A 17,207-nucleotide genomic window follows, 5' to 3' on the forward strand; every position below is an offset into this window, starting at 1 on the left:
TCTGGGGACACCCCACCCTGATCGCCTTTCTGGAGAAGCTGGCGACGGATGCCAGGCAATATGATGGCTGGAACGGTCTGCTGGTTGGTGACATCGCGCAACCGCGCGGCGGTCCGATGTCTTCAGGACATGCCTCCCATCAAATCGGACTTGATGCAGATATCTGGCTGCGTCCGATGCCTGAAAAACGCTTTACAAAGCAGGAGCGAGAAAGGGTGTCCGCCATTTCGATGCTGAAGTCTGGCACGCGAACAGTCGACATGAGCAAATTCACGTCGGCCCATTTCCGCCTGATCAAACGGGCAGCTTCGACACCTGGCGTTGCCCGTATTTTCGTGCATCCGGGCATCAAGAAAGCCCTTTGCGACATGGCCGGCAATGACCGGGACTGGTTGCGCCAGGTGCGCCCATGGTACGGGCATCATTATCATTTCCACGTTCGGCTGACATGCCCTCCGGGCGATCCGGGATGCAAGAATCAGGCTCCCCCGCCAAAAGGCGACGGCTGTGGCAAGGATCTTGCCTGGTGGTTGTCCGACGCACCATGGACGCCGAAGAAACCCGATCCGGACAAAAAGCCGGTCAAGAAACGTCCGGTCACATTGGCCGATCTGCCCGATGCCTGTAGCGCGGTGTTGGCCGCCCCTCCCGTTCCCGGAGCGGTTCCGGCTTCTTCCGATGTCGGGTCTGCGGAATTTATTCCGATAGAGCCGGACATCGAAGCCATAACGGCCTTGCCAAAGGCCCGGCCTCTTGTTCGCTAGCTTCGTCACTCGTTCATGAGGCCAATCCGGCAGCGGCCTCATGACCCTGGACAGCTCACTCCTGTTCCGCCAAGTCCGCAATATCCGTTCGGATTTTTGCCCAGATATTGCTGATGATAATCCTCGGCATAGTAAAAGGGCTTGTGAGGGGCGATTTCACTTGTGATCGACCCGAAGCCTTTCGCCTTGAGAGCGGCTTGATAAAGCTCGGCAGATGCCCGGACGGCCATCAGCTGGTCATCAGATGAGGTATAGATGGCCGAACGATATTGCGTGCCGATGTCGTTCCCCTGCCGCATTCCCTGGGTTGGGTCATGCCGCTCCCAAAAGAGCCCGAGCACGGATTCAAGAGGCAGTTTGAGCGGATCGAAAACGACCATCACCACCTCTGCATGACCCGTTCTGCCGCTGCAAACCTCTTGATATGTCGGATTGGGGGTCTCTCCTCCGCTATAGCCCACAGCAGTTACATAAACTCCGTCCTGCTGCCAGAAAATGCGTTCGGCTCCCCAGAAACATCCCATTCCGAGCAGCAATGTCTCGCATCCATCCGGGAAGGGCGGATGAATCGAACGGCCCGAGACAAAATGCCTGTCTGCGGTGGGAATTGGCGCGCCCCGTCCCGGCAAGGCATTTTCCTTTGACGGAAGGTCTCTATTGGTTTTCAGAAATCCAAACATAGCCGCTCCCTCTCTTTTCAAACGGATCAGTGCTCCCTCACGACCGAGGGCACAAGCCTCACGGCCTTGGCAATTGGATCACGCAGACAGACCCTGCGGGAGCATTCCGATACCCCATCCAACCAGATCCTTTATATATGCAAGCACGGAGAAGCCAGATCACATCTTTGTCATCAAGCCATCGCCGAGCGAGCCAGATCCGGACCTATACTCTGATTATTTTGGGGCGGCGCTTCCGGCCCAGATAGATCAGAAGCAATCCGACCAATGCGGCAAAAAGCCAGGCAGGCATCATCAGGATCCACTGAACGAGAGGATCCCAGATCAATGGGTGGACATTGCGCTGAATGGTGGTCTGGAAAACATCAAGGCTCTGCATATTTATCTGGGACCATGTGTCACCGAGAGACTTCATCACGATATCGTTGGCCGCAATGGAGCGAACGCCATCCAAAACCAGTGCGATCAGGGCGAAAGCGCAAATCCAAAGTCCGATGAAGGACACAATATATCTTATGACTCTCATCAAACGACCCTTTCTGAATCCTGTTCCACTACGGGTTGGAGCCCATTTCCATCCAATGGCGCGAAATATCTATCAGACTTACCACAGATGCCCGAACAATGTTATCGGCTATCGACAAAACAGTCCGTCTGATTCTGAGGCTTGTTGAAAATCTTTACCAACAACAGAGAGATAGCGTCATCAACGCCATTTTCTTCCGCGACAGACTAGGCCCGCTCCATGTTTATTCCAAGAAGAGATCGGTGAGGAAAGCCGGGCCAGTCCCGCTATTCACCACTTTGCGATCAGGAAGATGTGTTTTCTGTCAACAGTGTTTGTTTTAGTGGCTTGCGTTCCGCTTTTTTTTGGCTATAGTGCGCCCACACTTTCGGGTACGGAGAGGTGGCCGAGTGGTCGAAGGCGCACGCCTGGAACGCGTGTAGGCGGGTAACCGTCTCCAGGGTTCGAATCCCTGTCTCTCCGCCATTCAATCTTGCAACTCATTGAAATTATTATATTATTTGAATTGTGGGATTTTTAGTCCCCCTTTCGTTCCCCCTGCCTATCAAGGTGGCTGAAAATATTTTTGAACATTGCCTAGAAAATTAACCCCTCCGATTCTAAGTATGGTATGTATGAATTTAGTGTCGCCGAAGCTGCATATGCAGCAAGTTCCGTACATATTGAGTTCGATCGAGGCTAAGGGAGTTTGTGACTATGACTGTAGTTAGTGTGAAGTCTCGTTATGAAAGTATGACGCGGAATGCGAAAAAGCGACTAAAAGAACAGCTTGACGACGCTCTCTATAACGTAGAGTTGCCTCCCAGTAATCATAGATCTAAAGAAACGCGAATTTTTGAAAAGTTTACAATGCGCGCAAAAGAAGATTATATGAAACAAAAAGTGGGATACTAATTGGTCGTTTGATAACATCAAATCCAATCGGGCTTGTCTGCTGATTTTACAGGAATGTGTTTTTTATAGATCCAAGCGTGTGAGTTATTGTTATCTTCTCGTCCATCTAATGTGCGTTCATTTTTAGCCTGCTTGTGAAGAATGAGTGTGATGCCGTCAGCATTTCTTGGCAATTCTATGGGTTTTGATGCATTTCTTTCGTCGCTCCATAGCGCAATACTGGATGCTTGAGGATGCTTGCCTATTCCGTTTTGGCGAGAAATTAAGCCCATAGATGTAAATGTTAGAACGGAAGAACCAGGGTCTTCCGTTAAGACTGTAGCATAACGACTTGGCCAACGTTGGATCAATTGTGGTCCGTCCATTAATAGGGCGATTAGTAAATTGGGGCCTATTGCTCTTATTACTGCTTGGCAAGGATCCATTCTAGCAAGGTCTTCACAGATCAATGTGGTTAATGTGGTGTCGCCTTTGTATACGAGGAAATCGAGACTCCGACTTAGTATAGTTAAATTCTCCCACCAGCTTTTGTCCTCATCAAGAGATAGATTATATTCTTGAATTTGACTTTTCTGAAGCTTCCAACGGTGATGTTTCTCGCGAATAAGGGCTAATGGTTCCCAGCTCTTTAACAGATAATCCTGCTCTAGCCTGAAAAGAAAGAATGGTGCTATCGCAACAAAATTGCCCCGTCTATCGTCTTTGTTTGAAGATATTCCAGAAATAAGAAAATCAATTTTGGCATCCTTAGCCAGTCTGTCTCCCAATTTTAAAAAAATTTCATAATTAAGGGAAAGCTCCGGAAGAATGACTCCGTTTACTGGTAGGCCTTTGTCTCTTGAATCTGCGATTAGACTCATAATGAATTCGATGAACTCCGAGATTTGTTGAGTTCCCTTAGGCAGCCAGGTTTGGTTGGCGTCAAACCATCCCCAGTGTTCGCTTCTGTCAACTCCAATTGCGGAGAATGACTCGTTTTCTATTTCGTAGGGGTAGGGAACTAACAGCAACCCAAGTTCAGTTTCATCAGTACGAAATGTGTTTGCTGAAGGAGGTTCAATCCATCTTGCTTTGACGGAGCCTCTTGGCGGAAGCAAAGCAAGATGGTGAGAGAGAGAGCGTAGAGTGCATCCCACTGCGGGTGTTCTGGACTTCGGCTGTACGCAGAGTATGTCCTCCGAGGCGGTAGACAACGATTTTGGTGCATGTTGAATGCGGCGAAATGTTTTACTCCGAATTGCATCCTCGAAAAGATACGCGTTCAAAACAATGCGAGAAAATGGATTTTCCTGATTGAAACCAATATCTAGACTTGCTTCATCAGAAATCATCAATAGTTTTAGGCAAATGCTCCACCATAGCGGGGAAGGTTGATTTGGGTGAAGAGTCACAAATATTTCGGTGTCTTTGTAAGCTCTTAATTCTTGCCATACCTCGTCGATTTTTTGTGGCGGTTTGGGAAGTAATTGTTTGGCTGGGAAGTCTTTTTCCCGCCATGTTTTCCCAAGATGAGCAGCTTCTGCTCTCATTGTATCGGTTACTATTAAGTTTCTGTAGTTTGAAGAAATGAGTGATTCAATATCAGGTGCAACATGATGATAAGCGCCGGATTTATCCAAAGCAGTAGCTGCAAAAGCAAAGACGTCAGCAGGTAGAATTGGGATTTCCTGAAAGGGGTCGTCCGCGCTGTCATCGGGGAAAATTACCTTGTACAATTCAAGTAGACTACTCACTTGTCTGACTCCGCGAAATACAAAACCGAAAAAAGCTCCTGCTTACTAGTGTATCTTGTTAGGCAATGCCAAAGATGTAAACCTTTGAAATGTGTGGTGACAAATTACACCTCTGTTTTCCATCGGTACGATGATGCTACTTAGTGAATAGTATATATCTTCCGCGACCAGATTAGGGGGTGTGAAGCGTTATAGATTCGGGATAGAGGGATAAAGAACCCGCCAACAGAGTGCTGGCGGGGAGATTTGCCTTTATTCGGCGGCGAGAGCCAACAGGTTAGAGGCTTTTAATTTAGCTCCAACATGTTTTTCCTCTCGAAACACTTCACCCAAGCGGTGTGTGTTCGTGCCAAGATGCTGGGCAATGATGTTGTACTTTATGCCCTGCATGCGCATCAAGTGCGCGGTTACTGCTTCGTCGAAATTGAGCGCTTTACGTTCAATGTCTACGCTATTGAGTTCAACCCCTGTGAGGGGATGAATTACATGTGCCATATGCTGGCCTTTCTAATTAAAAGAGCCAGCGAGGCATTGACGCCTCCCACGAAATCAATCAAGATGACGTGGTGAATTCACGGCGCAGCCTTGCTAGCTGCGGTCTTAGTTAAGCCGGTACGTCTAGACCACGTACCGGCTTTTATTTTCGCCGATTCGCGGCGGGGAGTCCATAATTCTACGTTTTGGGTAACTGTATCCGGTTCGTGTGTATTTCTATCTAACCATCTTTCAGTAATGCTTATGGTCAACCGAGACTCGCGATAAGTAAATAGCCCTAAATTGGCCTATTTTACGCTCGGCTGCTGACGGGGACCAACTCGAATGGATTTGGGGGCTGAAATTTAGCGTTCGGAAACTGTTGGTAAATGTTTGCAATTCTGCCCTTTTTAGGGCGTCGCAAAACTGAAGTTTTCTTAAGCTGAAAATCCCTTCTCTCGCGCTCGCCTGCTCCGCTTAAAATGTTATCATTTGTTATCATTTTAGGGGGCGACAAAACTCAATTCTTGCCCTTTTTACAGTGTCCGAAAATCCTTGCAATCCAGCTTTTGGAGCTTTGCGCCAATGACACGAAACTTCGATAGGCAACAATTCTCTCGCGTTGTGACTTCAGAAAAATCTTGAGAACCGGAAAGAATTCTAGCCAACGAAGCTGATGCCAGTTTTACTGGCTTCTCAGTAAAAGCCAGCGATAGGGGCGGGCCAAATCTCTACAGCCTTTTGTGCTTGGACCGGTGAAGGTATAAAAGTTTTCGCCTCCACAGTTCAAAAGACGGCCTCTCCGCGTTGTGATGTCAGATTAACCGGCTATCCGCTTGACAGTCTTTGCCGTGTCCTGCCGCAACTAAATCAGGACGGCTGGATTTTTCGCGTAATGACAGGAATAAAATCTTCCGGGCACTTTTGTTGCTGTCAAAGCGACTTGCCTATTAGTTCCCCCTCTCTCTGTGACGTGCGCCCCTATGGTATTATAGTATTAGTGGCCCACCACAGAACCCATTGAAGGGTCGTTCTTAGGCTAACGGACCCGTTTCAGAACCCGTCAGGCATTATGTGAAATCTCAATGGTCTCGTTTCAGAACCTGTTAGCGAATAATGGTCTCATTTCAGAACCGAGGATTTTTTTTGATGCTGCTGTTTATTGGCTTCTTTTGCCAGTCTCGTGTTGCGTTGTTGTCATTTAGCTTTTCGTCTGTAACAGCCCATTCGGTAGCCCTGCGTCCGTAAAAATGACCGGCTTGGGTTTTTTGAATGAAACCCTTTTGTTCTAGCTCCTCATATGCACGCCGTGCTGTTTCCTTTCCCATGCCTAACAGGTCGCAAATCTCTCTAAGGCTTAGCGTCAGGTTGCCATTGTTGGAGCCATTGAACCGGCAATGCAGCTCTACAAGCACTTTCAGTGCAGAGCCAGACAGGGAGCGAAATTGTGGGTGACGGGCCATTGAGTAAGGGAGGAGCCAGTATTGCCCCTCCCTGTTTGAACGGCCTTTTTTATTGTGCCGTCTACTTCCCATCAAGCGGCCTCACATTGAGGGTCAAAAGGCTTGATAATCGTGATTGACGATGTGAGGACATATCGCCCATGCGTGCCAGGGAATGGCCCCTTGTGGCTTTCATGGACGGTTTCAATGCGTATGCCTGCATCCCGCAATTTTTTGACATAGGCGCTCCATCGTGGAGCGGGCTGGTTAATTGGTGTACAGCCCTTAGCGCCAGCATTGACAAGTTCGTTAAGCGCCCAAGCATCGCGGCCTTTGAATGTCAGGTCTTTTGTGTCGCCACCGACTGATAGGCGAACGGTAATGGTCATAATTGGTTGTTTTCCCATTACGCGGCCTCCAATGCAGAAGGACAGCGATAGGACACATATTGCTCACAGCGGTTTGCGCTCCATCCGGTTTGCTTTTGAAGGCGCAATCCAAGAAAGGTGCGTTTGATTGTTGCTGGTCGGTGGCGGGATTTTTCAGCCCATTCGAACAGCGATAATTGATTGTGGAGTCGCGTTCCACTTCGTGCTAATGTCCGCATGACGGATCTCCTTTTGGCGTTCCGGTTTGCCCGAGTGCTCGCGATGTCGCCAAACAGTACGCGTGCATTCGGGTTTTGCGTTTTTAGAGGAACTGTAGCTTTATTTGCCGGACACATAGCGGTTGTCTCGCTTTGCCATTTGGGCTTGCTGCCATTCGGCAATTTCGCTTTCAACCCATGCAACTGCTCGGGTGCCGAGCTTTACCGATTTTGGGAAAAACCCAGATGTCATTGCTTCGTAAATAGCACTCCGACTCATGCCTGTTCGGGTTTTTACGTCATCTAATTTGAGGAAAATTTCTGTCATACTTGGTGCCTTTGCTGTTTGAGTGGTGCTTGCCTGATTTTCCGTAGAAAAGCTTCGGGGCCTTTGGTTCGTTTGGCAATACGGCGGCTTTTTCGCAATGCAAGTTTGCGACACTTGACATGCGTAGGTAGTTGGAATTTCAGCAGATATGGAAATTTCAAAATGTCGTCGGATCCCCGTGAATTCTGTTGAATAATTTGGGAGAACAACCATTCTTCTTAGGGAACTTCATGGAGATTTTTACCTCTTGTCGTTTGTTAGCGTTACAAGAGGGAAAATATCGGAAGTGAAAGCACTCCGAAATTGGGAATTAAAAATAGAAATTATATCTCAAATGATTTGCTTGCTTATGAGTGTCTTTGGCAGCTTTTACGGTGTGCTCTTTGAAGGAAGGTAGGAGATTTGCAATTTCTTTCCATGATGTTCCGTTGTCACGAGCATCCAAGACTCTGAGGTAATTCGGCCAATTATGTTGCCTTTTACGGCGCTGAACTTTTTTCCCAATCGTACTCTTTTGTATGGCCTCTAGGAGCTCTTTCGCTTGTTCAAGTTGGGGGGGAATAGGTAGGGATAAATCAAATACTAGTGCGTGTTCATGCTCTCCCATTTTAACTGGATGGCCACTTAAGTGGTGAGCGATGATAGAGTACTGCTCGAATGAAAGTGCGTCTATTTTCCCAATGGCTTCTTTCGCCGTTTTGGCGGCTTGCTCTGTTCTTTCAGAGTATTTGTGTTCTTTAATCGCGCTCGCAGTTCGCCAATGCAAAATGCCATCGGGTTGCTCTCCAATGCGAGGATTAGGAATGCCAAGTATGTAACCAAAAGGATATCGGTCTTCTTCAGTCAGAGTATGCCCAGCTGGGAAATTTATGCGTCTTGCTGTAAAGCATGCTTCATGTGGCTTTCGTGGCGGTGGGCGTTCAATACAGTCGCCATTTTCGATACAATGATTGAAGTACCCATTTTGGTTCTCGTAGGTTTCTTGCGCCCACCTATCAAAGTATTCTCTTAAGTCATCGCGCCTTCGATAAAATTCCCACCTCCAGCGTTTAATTGACCATTCGTTATGATGCTTTGGATAAGCGTTTTCATCCTTCCAATCCGGAATACCCCACTCATTCATCTCCTAACCTCACGAATAGGCACTACCTTTGATCCATCATCTGTGCCACCGAGGAATTTCGCCCAATCTTCCAAAACGACTTGCCGCCTTTGCAACATGTCACTGCGCCGATATGCTCGTTCGACTTCGCTGCCGACCTTATGAGCCAAGGCGATTTCAGCAAGGTCTCTATCTATGCCGATGTTGGCTGCCCAATCCCTAAAACTGGACCGTAGGCCGTGAGGAACAGCGGGGCGCTTGGAACGTGGGTCCAGCCAGCCTTCACGCCCTGCCTTGGTTTCCACCTCATTCATCCTGCGCATGACTGCTGAAATGCTCATATCGGACAACTTGCCGCCTCTTGGAGCGAAAAAGACATAGGGCGAGCCTTCCATGCGTGGTAGGGCTTCCAGAAGCTCCACAGCGGCTTGCGGGAGTGGCACGCGGTGTTCCCGGTCCATCTTCATGCGTTCCTTGGGAATGGTCCATACAGGGCCGTCGGTGGCTTTCAGGTCCATTTCTTCCCATGTTGCCCCTCTTACCTCTCCAGAGCGGGCAAGGGTTAGACAAAGGAATTGGAGCGCCTTTGCGGCCATGCCTTCACGAGTTAGAAGATTTCGCCACCATAAAGGCAGGTCTGATAGCGCTACGGCGGGTTGATTGTCTCCCTTCGCTACCTTGGAAGGCTTGGGAAGCATTTCAGAGAGATTGCCTTTCCAACGGGCGGGGTTGTCTCCTTCTCGATATCCGGCAACCGTTGCCCAGCTCAATACGCTTTCAATGCGGCCCCTAAGACGGGACATGGTTTCTGTTTTGGTTTCCCAATGGGGCTGAAGCACTCGCAGGATATCAGGTAAGCCAATGGCTTTCACATCCATCTGACCGATAACGGGCACGGCATAGGTTTCCAGTGTGGAGCGCCATTGCTTCTTGTGCTTTAGGTTTTTGAATTCCTTTTGTTTGTGCACTAGGTATTTGCCAACCGCGTCGGAGAAGGTCATAGAGGCGTTGCGTTGCCGTTTGTCTGCAAGAGGGTTTGCGCCTAGTCGAATGGCGCGTTTGTTCTCCAGTGCCAGTTCTCGCGCTTCAGCAAGCGAAACAAGGGGGAATGCCCCTAAGCCAATTTCACGTCTCTTACCTGCAATATTGACGCGTTGAACCCAGGATTTTGAGCCACCGACTTTAACAAAGAGAAATAGGCCGGTGCCGGAGCCGTCATGATATTTACCGGGGTCTTTGATGTTGCGAACAAAGACTGCTGTCAATTTGTTGCTTGCCAATTCCTTGTTCCCCCAACTGTTCCCCCAGAAATGCCTGTATGTGGCAGTATATCACTGGGCGACAATAGACGGCAATGGATAACTATTAACAATTAAAACAAGGCATTACCGGATTATTTGGGCGGTTATGAAGCTATATGCAGGCAGCCTGTCTCTCCGCCATCTGCCTTCAAACTGGCAGAAATCTTGTATCTCCTTATATTTTGTTGCCTTGGTAGGGTCTGTTATGATGCGACCTTGTGTTCATCATTGACGCAGGTCGGGTGCGAGTTCAAAGCACGGAAATGCGATTGCACCACCCAAGGGCTCCATTCTTCTTCAGGAGAGCGCACTGCAAACGGATATGCAGCCCATCAGCCTTTACGCTGATGGGGCATGAAGTCAAATCCAGTCAAGGACTCTCACCCAAATTGCGCGAAGGTCATGATCAGACGCAATCGGAGGCCGACAGACGCGCCCGGGCGACGGCCACGTTCCACCCTTTGAGACTTGTCTCACGTGTCATTGCATCCATATCCGGGGAAATCTTCCTGCCCTTCTCTTCCAGTGAGCGTACGGTTTCAAGGTCTGGCCAGACCCCTGTAGCAAGGCCTGCGAGATAGGCCGCTCCCAGCGCTGAAGCCTCCGCACTTTCGCCCAGGGTGATGGGGTGGTCGATGAAGTCGGACACCATCTGCATGAGGAAGGGATTCTTGCTCGGGCCGCCATCGACAAACAAATGTCCAATCCCTTGTGCTGCATTCTCCTCGATGATTTCGAAGATATCCGCCACCTGAAAGGCCATGCTTTCAGCGGCAGCGCGAGCGACATGCGCTTTGCCGGTATTGAAGGACAAGCCACTGATCAAACCACGCGCTTTTGCATCCCAGTGGGGAGACCCCAACCCGACATGGGCGGGAACAAGCGTCACACCCAAGGTGCTGTCGACGCTCTGGGCGAGATCAAGCAATGCCGTCACATCTGGTTGAGCGAGTAGCTCTGCGGTCCAGGGCAGGATCGAGGCACTCACCAGAATGTTGCCTTCGAACGCATAGGTCACAACACCATCCAGCTGCCAGGCGATTGTCGTGGTGATCCCTTTGGGCGGGGCCACGAAGGCGCCAAGGGTCGTCATGATGGAGGAACCGGTGCCAAAGGTAACTTTGCCGTCCCCCACTTCAAAGGCGCCATGACCAAACAGCGCGCCATGGGAATCGCCGATTGCCGAAGCGACAGGCACACCATCAGGCAGGCCTTCAACACCGGCACTAAGACCGAAGACATGGGCAGAGTCGCAAACCTCGGGCAAGATAGCCATGGGCACATCGAAAATCTCGCACAGTGTCTCATCCCAGCAGCGTTTCTCGATGTCAAAGAGCTGAGTTCGCGCGGCGTTGGATGCATCGCAGGCATGCACCGCACCTTTTGTGAAATTCCAGATTAGCCAGGCATCCACTGTCCCGGCGCACAGATCTTCAGGGTTCCGCCCTGCCGCGTGATGCTCCAGAAGCCAACGGATTTTCGTAGCCGGAAACAATGGGTCAAGCGGTAGCCCCGTGCGAGAAACGACTTGGGGTTCCAGCCCCCTGGCTTTCAGGGCGTCACAGGCCGCTGACGTTCGACGACATTGCCAGGTGACAAGGGGGCCGAGAGGCTCGCCCGAGTGCCGATCCCATAGCATCACCGACTCGCGCTGGTTGGAAATGCCGATAGCAGCAATCTCGACCTCGCCGGCAGCAGCCAGGCACTCCCTGATCGCAAGGACCGTGCTCTGCCACACCTGCAAAGGAGCCTGTTCCACCCAGCCCGACTGCGGGTGTCTGGTTTCAACGGGACAGGATCCCCGAGCGATGATCTCACCATTTTCCAGAACGAAGACAGCTTTGCTGTTCGTCGTTCCTTCATCGATTGCCAATATTCCCCTTCGCATCACGTCCGACCCCTCCTAGATGCCTGCATTCTATGGCTTGCGCTTGATCAAATCCCTTGCTGCCTCGGCAATGCCCTTTGGTGACATGCCAAACTCATCAAGCAGGAATTCCGCCGATCCGGTCGGAGGGAACACGCCCGGCACACCCAGCCGCTTCATCGGAACAGGATGTGTATCGGTTACCACCTCCGCAACGGCACCACCAAGACCGCCAAAGATGGTGTGCTCTTCACAGGTCACAATGGCACCCGTTTCCCTGGCGGCCTTGGCAATAGCAGCTTCGTCAATTGGCTTGACGCAAGATACATTCAGCACTCTTGCCCTGATTCCTTCCTCTTCGAGGAGAGCTGCGGCATTCATCGCCCGATGGGTCAGAACGCCGTTGGCAATCAGGGTGACATCCGTGCCATCACGCAAGGTCGTGGCCTTGCCAAGCTCAAACTCGAAATCATCGGGCAGCAATTGCGGTACTCCGGTGCGACTGAGACGCAAGAAAATCGGTCCGTCATATTCGGCAGCAAAGGCAACGGCCGCTGCTGTCTCGACATTGTCACAGGGTGCCACGATAGCGATATTCGGGATCGCCCTTACCCAGGCAAAATCTTCGGTGGAATGATGGGTCGGCCCCAGATTGCCATATGCCATGCCCGAGCTGATACCCACCAGTTTGACGTTGGTATCAGAATAGGCCACGTCCGCCTTGATCTGTTCCAGTGCACGTCCGGTCAGAAAGCAGGCTGCACCGCAGACGAAGGGGATCTTGCCACCATTGGCAAGTCCGGCCCCAACACCGATCATGGTCTGTTCGGCGATACCGACATTGATGAGTCTCTCGGGAAATGCATCCCGGAAGCCATCAAGTTTTGAAGAGCCTACAGAGTCATTGCAGACGGCAACGATGGAGCTGTTTTCCTTGGCCATTGCCACGAGCGTTGCGGAAAAGGCATCGCGGCAATCATACAGCTTGGGTTCCTTGACTTGGGTGGTCATAGGGCTGCCTCCTCGAGTTCGGCCATGGCTTGCTTATATTGTTCGGCATTCGGCACCTTGTGATGCCAGGCAACATTGTCAGACATAAAGGAAATGCCGTTGCCCTTGTTGGTATGGGCGACGATGGCAAGAGGCTTGCCAACGGGCCGACGCTCCGGAGACAGAGCGTCCACGACCTCATCCATGTTGTTGCCGTCAATCTCGATCACCTCCCAACCAAAGGCTGTGAGCTTGGGCGCGAAGGGTGCCAGATTGTTGGTGTCTGCAAGTCTGGCGCCCTGTTGCAGGCGATTGTGGTCGATGATGAGCGTCAGATTGTCGAGCTTGTACTGGGCAGCGGAGGCGATGGCCTCCCAGTTGCTGCCTTCCTGCATCTCTCCATCGCCGGTTACCACATAGGTGCGCCAGGCCGCACTGTCGAGCCTAGCTGCCAGCGCCATGCCAACGGCAACAGGCAATCCGTGCCCCAGGGGGCCGGTATTGGTTTCAACACCGGGCAACTTGGTGCGGTTGGGATGACCGTTCAGCCGTGAATATGGCTTAAGGAAAGTCTCGATTTCCTCCTTGGGCAGAAAGCCCTTCTCCGACAGTGCCACATAAAGTGCACAGGCGGTGTGGCCCTTGCTGAGGACGAAGCGGTCACGCTCCGGATCCAGAGGATTGTCCGGGTCCACGCGCAAGACGTGAAAATAGAGCGCCGTCAAGATATCGATTACAGACATTTCGCCGCCGATGTGACCTGCGCCCGCTTCGAAAACGGCCCTCAGATCGCGACGACGGATCTTGTTGGCCATGACTCTCAGATCCCGAGTGTCCATCTCAATCTCCATTATTCCTATTCAATTCGAAGGCCCGGCACGTCCCGGTCACCCAACACTCCACTAAACGGTAAACATCGCGGCGCGGAGACCGGACTGCACCCGATCAGGTGAGCGTGGGGACGGGAGGTTTGCCGTGGTTGTAAAGTGGCCATTTCATGTAGCGGGTAACGGCTTCGGCCACGACGTCCGCATGACGCCCGCGCACCATCGCAACGTGATGTTCAAAACCGTTCTGCGTCACGAAATTCATCAGCGAACGAAGCTCATCCACTTTGGTGACCGCAATGCCGCCATCCATCGGGAAAGGATCATCCGTAAAGCTGCCCTCACCGGTATAGGCCTTGAGCGTTCCGAGACGATCATCGGACGAGACCCGGAAGAAGGTCATCGGGCCCGCCTGCACCTTGCCCTTGACAGCTCCAAAGCACTTCGAGCGTCCTATGGTTTCGCCAAGCACATCAAGCTCGCCGATCTCGGGCGTGTCACCGATGAACTGTTTGGGATAGTTACCGCAGTGGGTGCAGACGCATTTGTCGGCTTCATTGGCGTAGTTGTTGTTCCAGTCAAGGATCGCCGATGGTGTTCCCGATGCGAGGGTGAGTGCATACATCGAGATCGCCCCCATGACGTCGACCTCGCAAGCCGAAGGCATCAGTTCCTCACCCATCATCGACATTGTGAGGCAGGTGGCACATCCGAAATTGTCCTGCAAGGAACGCCAGCACTGAATCGCAGAGGCATCACATTCATTTTCGGCAATCCAGCGGTTTACCGCCAGCGACCACTTTGCCTGCCGCTGGATCTGGTCTTGGGTAATATGCGAAGGAATCGTGCCATAGGCCTTGATCGCATCAAGCTTGGCTTTCAGATCTGCATCACTGTCAGAAATCGCACCTGCCGAGGCAATCATCTCGGACAGATCCACAGTGACCACTGTCAACCCACTGGCCTGTAGCAACTTTTCTGAAAAGCGCATGGTCTGGAAGGGGCCGGTTCGGGCGCCGATTGCACCGATACGAGCATTCTTCAAACCGCGAACAGTCCGACAGAGCCGGGCAAAGCGATCAAGATCGGCGCCGAACTCGTCTGACGCAACATCACAGGTATGGGAGGTCGTCTCGGTGAAAGGGACGCCATATTGATAGAAATTGTTGGCAACCGACAGCTTGCCGCAGAATGCATCGCGACGCGAGTGCACGTCGACCTTGTCGACCTCGTCATTGCTCGCCTGCAACAGGATGGGAAGATCAAGCTTGGCACGATTGATCAACTCGGCAACAGCGATCTCATCACCAAAGTTCGGCAGACAAATGACCAGACCATCGATTTCATCGCGTTTGGCAGAGAAATGAGCGGCATAGAGCTTGGCGTCTTCAATCGACTGAACCGCGCCATTGACCGTTGCCTCGAAGGGAAGGATCTCCACTCCAACCCCGAGCCTGTCCAGATGCGCAATCACCTCATCGCGCGCCGCCTTGCAGGGGGCACCATTAAAGAATGCCCGACTCCCGATAACCACACCAAGGGTCACTTTACGCATCGCCTTCACACTCATTGCTATCGTCTCCTCATTCCCGAATCTCGACGGCACCCCGCATTCAGCTCTCCCAGGCACCAGAGAAATCTCATTTATTCTCGTTTACTATCGTTTATCTTCATTTGCAATCGAAAAACGTGACATAATCAGAAATGTCGTCTCGCAGCCCAAATTTCGGGCACAGTCTTAGACTATCGCCCAATATCGGCAAGAAGCAACAAAATTCGCGACATTCTGCCGATATAAGACGAAAGTAGATGATAGGCCATCCTTTCCAAACAGACATAAACCGACATTTCCACAACCATTATGCACCCTTCAAATCAAAAAATACGAAAACAATCGATAGTGATTGACATAATTCGAATGGTTCACTCTTATAGTTGAGGAGGAGGCATCCCGTTTTTGGGATCTTGTTAAAATGGAGGAACACATGAATCTACATCGTAGATTGCTCATTTCCGCATTCGCACTGGGGATTATGGGACTGACACCTGGCTTCGCTTCGGCAGAAGGGCTGATCGCGATCATTACCCCGAGCCACGACAACCCGTTTTTCAAAGCTGAGGCCGTAGGCGCCGAAGCTCGGGCAAAAGAGTTGGGCTATGAAACAGTCGTCATGGTGCATGACGATGACGCCAACAAACAGTCCGAACTGTTCGACAGCGCGATTGCAAGCGGCGCGAAAGCAATCATTCTTGACAACGCCCGGTGCTGACGCCACGGTGTCTGCGGTGCAGCGTGCCAAGGATGCAGGGATCCCGTCGTTCCTGATTGACCGCGAAATTACCGCATCGGGCGTTGCTGTCAGCCAGATCGTTTTCCAACAACTATCAGGGCGCACAGGCCGGGGCGGAAGAATTTGTCCAGCTTATGGGAGAGAAAGGCATTTATGCCGAGTTTTTGCCTGGGGGGCCGCGAATCCGACACCAATGCAGGCATTCGTTCCTCTGGCTATCATGATGTGATTGATCAGTATACCGACATGAAAATGGTCGCCCAGCAGTCCGCAAACTGGTCCCAGACTGAAGCCTATACCGTCATGGAAACCATGCTTCAGGCCAATCCGGAAATCAAAGGCGTGATTTCGGGCAATGACACGATGGCCATGGGTGCATGGGCTGCGCTCAAGGCTGCCGGTCGGGAAGACGTGATTGTCGTCGGCTTCGACGGCTCCAAACGACGTGCGCGATTCCATCAAGGAAGGCGGAATCAAGGCCACAGTGCTACAGCCTGCCTATCGTCAGGCACAGTTGGCTGTTGAACAGGCCGACAAATATATCAAGACCGGGTCGACCGGGATGGAAGAAAAACAGCTGATGGATTGCGTCCTGATCAATAGTGATAACGCATCCAAGCTGGAAACCTTTGCCTTGTCTGAATGATCTTCAGGCGATAGCTCCGGCGCATAATCTTACATGCGTCAGGTTTTCCTGTGGCGTTGCCTTCGGCAGCGCCACTTCCCTCAAACGACATGAAGGTTCGACATGACCCGGACCCCGCTTCTGGCGGCCTGTCTCCTGATGATACTGCCCATCGTCGCAGGCTGCAAAATAGTCAAAAACCCCGATCCCAACGATCTTGCTCAGAGCAGCGCGCAAATGAGCGACGCGGAACGGATGGCCGCTCTGGCTCAAGAGGTATACAAACCCAAGCTTCTTCCATATATGGACGAGAAGGCGAAGGACATCACCGCGATCCTGCCAGCCATTGCCAGCGACCCTTGATCGAGCAGGGGAAAGTCTTGGCATTCCGAAAGCCAGCGAAGGCAGCCCATGGAATTTCGTGGCCAAGGGCACAGGCACCGTCACCCTGCTTCCAATCGCGCCCTCACGCGCGGCCAAGCTGGAAGTGGATGTGAACGGGGACCAGCAAGGCGGACCTTACGGTCCAGCTCGGCCCCCATAATCAAGGGCACGGCCCTGCGCGACGCCGCCAGCTTCTTTGTCTTCACCGATTTCCGCGACCAGATCGAATTCGCCAAGCTCGCCCGCGCTCTCAATGACATAGCCAGTGCTGCCGTCACTCTGCCAGAGGGTGACCTTATCGGCAAAAAGGTCACCTTCACCGGTGCCTTCAGTCTGCCCAAGCAGAGCGATCCGATCCTGCTCGTTCCGGTGCAGATCGCCGTGGAGGACTGA

The 17,207-nt window shown here is 51.7% G+C and carries 16 protein-coding genes, 1 tRNA gene and 1 pseudogene; 5 read left to right on the plus strand and 13 right to left on the minus strand.

All coding sequences use genetic code 11. The features are described from left to right. On the plus strand, positions 1–764 hold a 764-nt coding region (gene mepA, locus ACHZB8_RS00125; protein WP_316857855.1), incomplete at its 5' end, for a penicillin-insensitive murein endopeptidase. A gap of 38 nt (positions 765–802) precedes the next feature. Here mepA and msrA read toward each other — a convergent pair. Together msrA and ACHZB8_RS00135 are read right to left on the minus strand one after the other, a co-directional pair. Beyond that, positions 803–1,444: a peptide-methionine (S)-S-oxide reductase MsrA gene (gene msrA, locus ACHZB8_RS00130; protein WP_316857856.1), complete on the minus strand. Its 642-nt coding sequence runs from the start codon at positions 1,442–1,444 to the stop codon at positions 803–805. Between the two features lie 205 nt (positions 1,445–1,649). Continuing rightward, positions 1,650–1,970, minus strand: a complete 321-nt coding sequence (locus ACHZB8_RS00135) for a hypothetical protein (RefSeq protein ID WP_316857857.1) — start codon at positions 1,968–1,970, stop codon at positions 1,650–1,652. Positions 1,971–2,345: 375 nt separating this feature from the next. Here ACHZB8_RS00135 and ACHZB8_RS00140 point away from each other — a divergent pair. Next, positions 2,346–2,435, plus strand: a tRNA-Ser gene (locus tag ACHZB8_RS00140). 446 nt (positions 2,436–2,881) lie between these two features. Here the strand turns inward: ACHZB8_RS00140 and ACHZB8_RS00145 are convergent. The 11 genes from ACHZB8_RS00145 to ACHZB8_RS00195 form a co-directional block, all read right to left on the minus strand. Continuing rightward, a complete protein-coding gene (locus ACHZB8_RS00145) occupies positions 2,882–4,597 on the minus strand; it encodes a hypothetical protein (protein WP_316857858.1) in 1,716 nt (571 codons plus the stop codon). A gap of 252 nt (positions 4,598–4,849) precedes the next feature. Further along, positions 4,850–5,092: a hypothetical protein gene (locus ACHZB8_RS00150; protein ID WP_316857859.1), complete on the minus strand. Its 243-nt coding sequence runs from the start codon at positions 5,090–5,092 to the stop codon at positions 4,850–4,852. 1,106 nt (positions 5,093–6,198) lie between these two features. Further along, positions 6,199–6,606 carry a helix-turn-helix domain-containing protein gene (locus tag ACHZB8_RS00155; RefSeq protein WP_316857860.1) on the minus strand — a complete coding sequence of 136 codons (408 nt, stop codon included), beginning with the start codon at positions 6,604–6,606 and terminating at the stop codon, positions 6,199–6,201. Beyond that, a complete protein-coding gene (locus ACHZB8_RS00160) occupies positions 6,606–6,902 on the minus strand; it encodes a hypothetical protein (RefSeq protein ID WP_394706058.1) in 297 nt (98 codons plus the stop codon). Before ACHZB8_RS00160 ends, ACHZB8_RS00155 begins: the two co-directional genes overlap by 1 nt. A gap of 318 nt (positions 6,903–7,220) precedes the next feature. Next, positions 7,221–7,427 carry an AlpA family transcriptional regulator gene (locus tag ACHZB8_RS00165; protein ID WP_316857863.1) on the minus strand — a complete coding sequence of 69 codons (207 nt, stop codon included), beginning with the start codon at positions 7,425–7,427 and terminating at the stop codon, positions 7,221–7,223. A gap of 310 nt (positions 7,428–7,737) precedes the next feature. Then, positions 7,738–8,550 (minus strand): hypothetical protein, encoded by an 813-nt coding sequence (locus ACHZB8_RS00170; protein ID WP_316857864.1) that lies wholly within the window; start codon positions 8,548–8,550, stop codon positions 7,738–7,740. After that, positions 8,547–9,809, minus strand: a complete 1,263-nt coding sequence (locus ACHZB8_RS00175; RefSeq protein WP_316857865.1) for an integrase arm-type DNA-binding domain-containing protein — start codon at positions 9,807–9,809, stop codon at positions 8,547–8,549. Before ACHZB8_RS00175 ends, ACHZB8_RS00170 begins: the two co-directional genes overlap by 4 nt. Before the next feature lie 427 nt (positions 9,810–10,236). After that, complete coding sequence (locus ACHZB8_RS00180) at positions 10,237–11,718, minus strand: FGGY-family carbohydrate kinase (RefSeq protein WP_316857978.1); 1,482 nt, start codon at positions 11,716–11,718, stop codon at positions 10,237–10,239. Between the two features lie 30 nt (positions 11,719–11,748). Further along, positions 11,749–12,708 carry a transketolase family protein gene (locus tag ACHZB8_RS00185; RefSeq protein WP_316857867.1) on the minus strand — a complete coding sequence of 320 codons (960 nt, stop codon included), beginning with the start codon at positions 12,706–12,708 and terminating at the stop codon, positions 11,749–11,751. After that, positions 12,705–13,526 (minus strand): transketolase, encoded by an 822-nt coding sequence (locus ACHZB8_RS00190; protein WP_316857868.1) that lies wholly within the window; start codon positions 13,524–13,526, stop codon positions 12,705–12,707. The genes ACHZB8_RS00185 and ACHZB8_RS00190 overlap by 4 nt, the downstream gene beginning before the upstream one ends. Positions 13,527–13,632: 106 nt before the next feature. After that, positions 13,633–15,084, minus strand: coding sequence for a fucose isomerase (locus ACHZB8_RS00195; RefSeq protein WP_316857870.1), 1,452 nt, complete (start codon positions 15,082–15,084; stop codon positions 13,633–13,635). Positions 15,085–15,499: 415 nt separating this feature from the next. On the opposite strand from ACHZB8_RS00195, the pseudogene ACHZB8_RS00200 reads away from it, so the two are divergent. The 3 genes and pseudogenes from ACHZB8_RS00200 to ACHZB8_RS00210 all read left to right on the plus strand — a co-directional run bounded on the left by ACHZB8_RS00200 (position 15,500) and on the right by ACHZB8_RS00210 (position 17,207). Next, positions 15,500–16,451 (plus strand): annotated as a pseudogene (locus tag ACHZB8_RS00200) (D-ribose ABC transporter substrate-binding protein). 102 nt (positions 16,452–16,553) lie between these two features. Further along, entirely contained in the window at positions 16,554–16,793 is a 240-nt protein-coding gene (locus ACHZB8_RS00205) for a DUF2291 family protein (RefSeq protein WP_316857871.1), read from the plus strand. Positions 16,794–16,841: 48 nt separating this feature from the next. Then, positions 16,842–17,207 carry a DUF2291 family protein gene (locus ACHZB8_RS00210; protein WP_316857872.1) on the plus strand — a complete coding sequence of 122 codons (366 nt, stop codon included), beginning with the start codon at positions 16,842–16,844 and terminating at the stop codon, positions 17,205–17,207.

Origin of the sequence: uncultured Cohaesibacter sp., assembly GCF_963556055.3 — a bacterium.
Classification (GTDB): Bacteria; Pseudomonadota; Alphaproteobacteria; order Rhizobiales; family Cohaesibacteraceae; genus Cohaesibacter.